The sequence below is a fragment of the Burkholderia sp. Ax-1719 genome (genome assembly GCF_011753055.1).
GTDB lineage: Bacteria > Pseudomonadota > Gammaproteobacteria > Burkholderiales > Burkholderiaceae > Paraburkholderia.
The window spans coordinates 51409-58563 of sequence record NZ_VWWJ01000036.1; the positions used below are offsets into that span (position 1 = coordinate 51409).

Annotated in this window: 7 protein-coding genes; 6 read left to right on the forward strand and 1 reads right to left on the reverse strand. The window is 65.5% G+C overall.

The features are described 5' to 3' along the window. From F3J17_RS33280 to F3J17_RS33295, 4 genes are all read left to right on the forward strand, one after another. A complete protein-coding gene (locus F3J17_RS33280) occupies nt 1–2244 on the forward strand; it encodes a xanthine dehydrogenase family protein molybdopterin-binding subunit (RefSeq protein ID WP_167069649.1) in 2244 nt (747 codons plus the stop codon). A gap of 11 nt (nt 2245–2255) precedes the next feature. After that, nucleotides 2256–3650, forward strand: coding sequence for a cytochrome c (locus F3J17_RS33285; protein ID WP_167069651.1), 1395 nt, complete (start codon nt 2256–2258; stop codon nt 3648–3650). Further along, the gene (locus F3J17_RS33290) at nt 3647–4303 is read left to right on the forward strand and encodes a DNA-3-methyladenine glycosylase (RefSeq protein ID WP_167069653.1); all 657 of its coding nucleotides are present in this window, start codon (nt 3647–3649) and stop codon (nt 4301–4303) included. Before F3J17_RS33285 ends, F3J17_RS33290 begins: the two co-directional genes overlap by 4 nt. Nucleotides 4304–4495: 192 nt before the next feature. Continuing rightward, the gene (locus F3J17_RS33295) at nt 4496–4846 is read left to right on the forward strand and encodes a DUF4148 domain-containing protein (RefSeq protein WP_167069655.1); all 351 of its coding nucleotides are present in this window, start codon (nt 4496–4498) and stop codon (nt 4844–4846) included. 298 nt (nt 4847–5144) lie between these two features. On the opposite strand, the gene F3J17_RS33300 is transcribed toward F3J17_RS33295, so the two are convergent. After that, nucleotides 5145–5588, reverse strand: coding sequence for a CBS domain-containing protein (locus F3J17_RS33300; RefSeq protein ID WP_167069656.1), 444 nt, complete (start codon nt 5586–5588; stop codon nt 5145–5147). 273 nt (nt 5589–5861) lie between these two features. Here F3J17_RS33300 and ribA point away from each other — a divergent pair, with 273 nt between their 5' ends. Together ribA and F3J17_RS33310 are read left to right on the forward strand one after the other, a co-directional pair. Continuing rightward, nucleotides 5862–6509 carry a GTP cyclohydrolase II gene (gene ribA, locus F3J17_RS33305; RefSeq protein WP_167069657.1) on the forward strand — a complete coding sequence of 216 codons (648 nt, stop codon included), beginning with the start codon at nt 5862–5864 and terminating at the stop codon, nt 6507–6509. Nucleotides 6510–6611: 102 nt separating this feature from the next. Continuing rightward, on the forward strand, nt 6612–7155 hold a 544-nt coding region (locus tag F3J17_RS33310), incomplete at its 3' end, for an SH3 domain-containing protein (protein WP_167069658.1).

Consider the following 7155-nt stretch of genomic DNA (forward strand, 5'->3'; position numbering starts at 1 on the left):
ATGTCACAAGGTCTTCTTGACGCGGGCAAAGGCGCGGCGCGCGCGGCTCCGGCGGCAACGGTTTCGCGGCGCGCGTTCCTCAAGCTGGGCGCGGCGGCGGGCGGCGGTCTGCTGCTCGGTTTCAGTTTCGACGCGGGCGCGCAGGGCGACAGCGCCGCGCGCAAATCGGTGGTAGGCGGCGACGGCAACGAAGCGCCGCAGGACGGCGTGTTCGAGCCGAACGCCTTCGTGCAGATCGACCGCACCGGCAAGGTCACGCTCATCATCCCCAAGGTGGAGATGGGGCAGGGCGTCTACACGTCGATTCCGATGCTGATCGCCGAAGAGCTGGAAGTGCCGCTCGACAGCGTCACGCTCGATCACGCGCCGCCAGACGCGACGCGCTTCACCGATCCGCTGCTCGGAGGGCAATTGACGGGCGGCTCGACCTCGATCCGCTATGCGTGGGAACCGATGCGCCGCGCTGGCGCGACGGCGCGCGTGGCACTGATCGCGGCGGCGGCGCAGCAATGGAGCGTGGATGCCGGCGAATGCCACGCGAAAAACGGCGAAGTCCTGCACGACGCCAGCGGGCGGCGCGCCTCGTACGGCCAACTAGTGGACGCGGCGGCGAAGCTGCCCGCGCCGCAGAACGTGGCGCTCAAGAATCCGAAGGATTTCACCCTCATCGGCAAGCCGACCAGGCGGCTCGATTCGCCGGAAAAAGTCGATGGCTCGGCGCTGTTCGGTCTCGACGTGCGTCTGCCCGACATGGTCTACGCGGCCATCGTCAATTGTCCGGTGTTCGGCGGCACGCTCGCGCGCGTGGACGACACGCACGCCAGGCAGATTCCCGGCGTCACGCAGATCGTCAAGATCGACAACGGCGTGGCCGTGATCGGCGCGCATACCTGGGCCGCGAAGCGCGGCGCGGCGGCGCTCGTGATCGAGTGGAACGAGGGTGCGGCGGCGAATCTGTCGATGCGTCAGATCGTCGGCGATCTGGCCAATGCGGCGCAGCAGCAGCCGGGCGCGGTCGCGCGCAAGGACGGCGACGTGCAGCAGGCGTTCGGCGGCGCGAAAACGCGCGTCGATGCGGTCTATCAGCAGCCCTTCCTCGCGCACGCGACGATGGAGCCGATCAACTGCACCGTCCATGTTCGCGCCGATGCCTGCGAAATCTGGGTCGGCACCCAGGTGCCTACGCGCGCCATCGACGCGGGCGTGGCCGTCACGGGTCTCAAGCCCGAACAGATCGTGCTGCACAACCACCTGCTGGGCGGCGGCTTTGGGCGGCGTCTGGAAGTCGATGCCATCACCCAGGCGCTCAAGGTCGGCAAGCAGGTGAATACGCCCGTGAAGGTGTTCTGGACGCGCGAGGAAGACATCCAGCACGACATGTACCGGCCGTTCTACTACGACCGCATCTCGGCCGGGCTCGACGCCAATGGCAAGCCGGTGGCGTGGCAGCATCGTATCGTCGGCTCGTCGATCATGGCGCGTTTCGCGCCGCCCGCCTTCAAGAACGGCATCGATCCGGACGCGGTGGAAGTGGCCGCCGATCTGCCCTACGACCTGCCGAACCAGTTGATCGAATACGTGCGCCAGGAGCCGCATACGGTGCCGACGGCCTTCTGGCGCGGCGTCGGGCCGACGCGCGGCACCTTCGTGGTGGAGAGTTTTATCGACGAATGCGCCGTAGCGGCCAAGACCGATCCGGTGCAGTACCGGCGCAATCTGCTGGGCAAGTCGCCGCGTGCGCTGGGCGTGCTCGACGTCGCCACGCGCGCCGCCAACTGGGGACCGCCAATGCCGAAGGGGCAAGGGCGCGGCGTTTCGGTGATGCACGCGTTCGGCAGTTTCTTTGCGATGGTCGCCGACGTGACCGTGACCAACGGCGAAGTGCGCGTGAACCGCGTGGTGGCAGCCGTCGATTGCGGCATGGTGGTGAACCCGACCACCATCGAGGCGCAGGTGCAGGGCGGCATCGTGTTCGGCATTTCGGCGGCGCTGTATAGCGAAATCACGATCGAGCGCGGCCGCGTTCAGCAGCGCAATTTCACCGACTACCGCATCCTGCGCATCGACGAAGCGCCGGTGATCGAAGTGCATATCGTGCCGAGCGGGGAAGCGCCGGGCGGGATCGGCGAGCCGGGCACGGCGGCGCTCGCGCCTGCGGTGACCAATGCGATCTACGCGGCCACGGGCCAGCGGCTGCGGCATCTGCCCGTGGGACGCCAGCTCATGAACACGAAAACCGCCTGAGGAGGACGACGATGAAGCCTTTCAACGCATCCTCCATCGCGCGAGGATTTGCTACTAACTGTCTAGCCGCTGCGGCGCTTGCGAGCACGATCGCATTCGCGCCGGGTTCCGCTTTCGCTGCGGATTCCAACGCGGATTCCAGCGCGCCTTCCAGCGCAGACGCCACCATGATCCAGCGCGGCGCGTATCTCGCGCAGGCGGGCGACTGCGCGGCCTGCCACACAGCGCCGGGCGGCAAGCCCTTCGCGGGCGGCCTGCCGATGAGCACGCCGCTCGGCCATATCTACACCACCAACATCACGCCCGATCCGAACACGGGCATCGGCGGTTATACGCTCGACGACTTCACGCGCGCGATGCGCGAGGGCGTGGCGAAGGACGGCCACAACCTCTATCCGGCGATGCCGTATCCGTCCTACGCCAAAGTGCGAGACGACGACGTGGCCGCGCTCTATGCGTACTTCATGCACGGCGTGCAGCCGGTCAAACAGGCCAATCGCGACAGCGATATCAAATGGCCGATGAACATGCGCTGGCCGCTCAAGCTCTGGAATCTCGTGTTCCTCAAGAAGGGCGTGTACCAGGACAAGCCGGGCAAGGATGAGGCGTGGAATCGCGGCGCGTATCTGGTGCAGGGTCTCGGACACTGCGGCTCGTGTCATACGCCGCGCGGCATCGGCTTCAATGAGCAGGCGCTGGACGAAAGCGGCACCGAGTTCCTGACCGGCGCGCTGCTCGACAACTGGTTCGCTTCGAACCTCACGGGCGAGCACAACACCGGGCTCGGGCGCTGGAGTCAGGCCGATCTCGCGCAGTTCCTCAAGACGGGGGCGAACCAGCACGCGTCGGCGTTTGGCGCGATGACGAGCGTCATCAACAACAGCACGCAGGCAATGAACGACGCCGATGTCAACGCGATCGCGGGCTATCTCAAGTCGCTTCCGCCAGCGGGCGGCAACGGCGGCCCGGCCTACGCCTACGATCCGCAGGCGACGAAGGTGTCGCTGTCGCGGCCCGCGAACGATGCGGGCGCGCGCGTCTACACGGCCTATTGCATGCACTGTCACGGCGTCGACGGACGCGGCTTCGCGCCCATGTTCGCGCCACTCGCGGGTAATCCGAATGTGCTGGAAAAAGAGGCCGCGTCGCTCATCAACGTGACGCTCAATGGCACCGGCGACCTCGTGATCCAGGGCATCCCCGCGCCGTATCCGATGCCGCCGTATCGCGATCAGCTCAACGACCAGCAGATCGCCGATGTGCTGAGCTTTATCCGCGCGGGCTGGAACAATCGGGCGGGCGCAGGGGCGGGCGCGGTGGGCGCAGGCGACGTCGCGAAGCTGCGGGCGGCGACGCAGCCGGAGTCGCAGGCCGGATCCGGGTCCGATTCGCAGGCCGCGCAATGAAGCGTGCGGCGGCTGTCAGTGCGTTAGAGGCTGTGGCCGCCGCGCCCTTGCCGATCGTGCCGCTGCGGCGCGACGATCTGCCCGTCGAGACCGCTGCGCTCGCGCGCTTCATGGTCGGCAAGTATCTGGTTCATGAGCAGCCCGAGGGGCGGCGGGTGGGGCGCCTCGTCGAGATCGAGGGCTATCCGCCCGGAGACTCCACCGGACACGCTTTTATCGGGCCGCGCGCGTGGAATGCCTCGCTCTTTCTCTCGCGCGGGCATGCCTATGTGCGGCTGACCTATGGCGTCTCGTACATGCTCAATATGTCGAGCGAGCGGGAGGGCGTGGGGGCGGGCGTGCTGTTTCGCGCCGTGGAGCCGCTCGAAGGCGTGGACGCGATGGCGGCGCGCAGGCCGCTCGCGCCGCTGCGCGATCTCACGCGCGGGCCCGGCAAACTGACGCAGGCGTTCGGGATCGGCGCGGGTTTCGACGGCGTCGATCTGTGCGCGGGCGTGGGCTTGTGGATCGGGCAGATCGTCGCCGATGCGCCGCCGAATGTCGGCGTGACCACGCGCATCGGGCTGTCGCGCGAACAGGACCGGCCGCTGCGTTTTTACGAAATCGCCAATCCTTTTGTCAGTGGCCCTCGAAAATTGCTGGAAAGCCGCTAAAAACGGGTTCGAACGCTGATTGACGGCGATTCTTGCATCCGCCGCATTGTTGCTCATAGCGGAACTGTATTTTGGAGAAATAAGTATTTTCCCTGATCGCTTGCCTTCCTAGACTACATGCACTGGCCCGACGCATCGCGCATATCCACGCGGAGTCGAGGCCCGGCACAACAAGCGATGGAGGTAAATATCATGAAGTCCCGTACCCTGATTCAAGCCGCAATCGTCGCGGCGCTCGTGGCCGCACCGGCGCTGTCGTTCGCCCAGTCGGTGGACCAGAACAATGCCCCCAAGACGCGCGCCGAAGTGCGCGCCGAACTCGTCCAGATCGAGCAGGCCGGCTACAACCCCGCCATTGCCGATGACGCCACGTATCCGCGTGATATCCAGGCAGCGGAAGCGCGCGTTTCGCAGCAGCAAGGCGTCGCGCAGACCCAGCCGTCGGCCGACACGGGCTACGGCGGCGCTTCGATGGGCTCGTCGCAGTCGGGCGCCCAGCCTGCGCAGATCGCGCCGTCGCAACGCGTGTATTTCGGCAACTAAGTTCGGTAACCAAGTCCGACAACCAGGTTTCGGCCACCAGGCTTTAGCTGGCCATCCCAAAGTCGCGGCGCGACGGACACGCGGCCTGCGTTGCGCAGGCCGCGTCCGATACCTTCGTGGATTGACTGGTGGTTTGACTGTCACGCCGCGACTCGCGTCTTCGCGCGAATTTTCATGCGTGGAACCTCCGCCGCCGAAAGGTGGCTTCGCCCAACCCGCCCCCGGATTGGGCTTTTTTCGCAGCGTCTGTGGCGTTAAAGCGTCTGAAGCGTCGGGACAACGTCGTCGGATGCCAAGGTCAGGTGCCAGGGCCGCCGGTGATGTAATGCTCCAGTTGCGAAATCGTGAACTGCTGCTCGGCGATGATTTCCTTCACCAGGTCGCCGATCGACACCATGCCGATGAGCTTGCCTTCTTCCATGACCGGCAGGTGACGCATGCGCCGCTCGGTCATCAGCGCCATACAGTCGTAGGTGGTCTGCTCAAGCTGCACAAAGCGCACGTGCGGGGTCATGATGTCGCGCACGGCGGTCGTTTTCGACGAGCGGTCCATCAGCACGATCTTGCGCGCGTAATCGCGCTCGGTCACGATGCCGACGATCGCGTCGCCGTCAAGCACCACCAGTGCGCCGATGTGCTTGTCGGCCATCAGGCGGATGGCGTCATAGACGGAATCGTTGGCGCCGATCGTATGGACAACCTTTTCCGGCTTGGATTTAAGTACCTGTGCAACGCTCGTCATAGGGCGACTCCAGTTCGTCCTTCTTGTCGTTCGATTGGGGCAGTCTCAGAAAGCCATGAAAGCCATTGAAGTATAGGCGGATGGCCGCTCGCGCGGCGTCGGGGTATGCGCGGGGTTGGCCCGCGCGCGGCGGTGTGCGGGCATGCGTGAACCTTCCATCTGCGCGGCTGCATCAGAGGCGCGCGGGGCGGCGCAAGCCAAATGGCGGTACACTCCGATTCCTAACTTCAACCCGGCCCCAGGCCGGTTTTTGCCAGTCATCTGTTCCAGATCATGCCTACGCTTCAAGAGCCGTCCTGCGCTGACGGCGACAACGCCAACGAATGCGTCGTGCTTGACGCGAGCGCCACGCTGCCGACCCGTTACGGCACCTTCGAGTCTTACGTCTATCGCGTGAAGGACGGCGGCGCCGAACACTGCGCGCTCGTGATGGGCGACGTGGGAAGCGGCGAGCCCGTGCTGGCGCGCCTGCATTCCGAATGTCTGACCGGCGATGTGTTCGGTTCCTACCGCTGCGACTGCGGCGAACAGCTCGATCTCGCGCTGCGCTACATCGCCGCCGAAGGCCGTGGCGTGCTGCTGTATCTGCGAGGCCACGAAGGCCGCGGCATCGGCCTGTCGAACAAGATCCGCGCGTATCAGCTGCAGCAGCAAGGCCGCGATACGGTCGAAGCGAACCGCGATCTCGGCTTGCCCGACGACGCCCGCGAATACGATTCGGCGGCCGCCATCCTGCGCCTGCTCAAGGTCGGCTCGGTGCGCCTGATGAGCAACAATCCGAAGAAGTTCGACACGCTGTCGAAGCACGGCATCCCGGTGATCGAACGCGTCGCGCTCGCCATCCCGATGCGCGAGGAAAACGAGCATTACATCCGCACGAAGCAGGAAAAGTTCGGCCATTACTTCGAAGAAAACGAATAATCGCAAAGAAGTGCGATGAACTCGCGAGCGACACGCTGTTGCGCTCGCGAGGAACGGAATATGCTCTTACCCCGGCATTAATGCACAAAAAAAGGGGAGAGCATGACTCACCGTTCCACGCCGCCACTGCGCCGTCCCAAGACGTCATTCGCGGTTTCACTTGCGGCCCTCAGCCTTGCAGCGGGACTTTCGCTGACGGCAACCGGCGCCAATGCGCAATCCGAGGCTTACACCAGCGAACCCGTCGATCTCTACGCGGGACCGTCGGGCGACTACCCTATCGTGACCGAACTCGGGCCTAACGTGCCCGTCACCGTGATGGGCTGTGTCAGCGACTACTCATGGTGCGACGTGGCCATGCCCGGCATGCGCGGCTGGGTGTACGGCGGTTATCTGACGTATCCCTATCAGGGCGGTTATGTGCCGCTGACCAACTACGGCGCGGTGATCGGCTTGCCGATCGTGACGTTCTCCATCGGTGCTTACTGGGGCAGTTTCTACCGCGACCGCCCGTGGTACGGCCAGCGCGATCACTGGGCGCACGTGCCGCCGCCCGGTTATGGCGGCCATCCGCCCGGCCCGCCGCCGCCCATGCACGGCGGTCCGCAGGGTGGTCCGGGTCGTCCGCCGATGCAGCAAGGCGGCC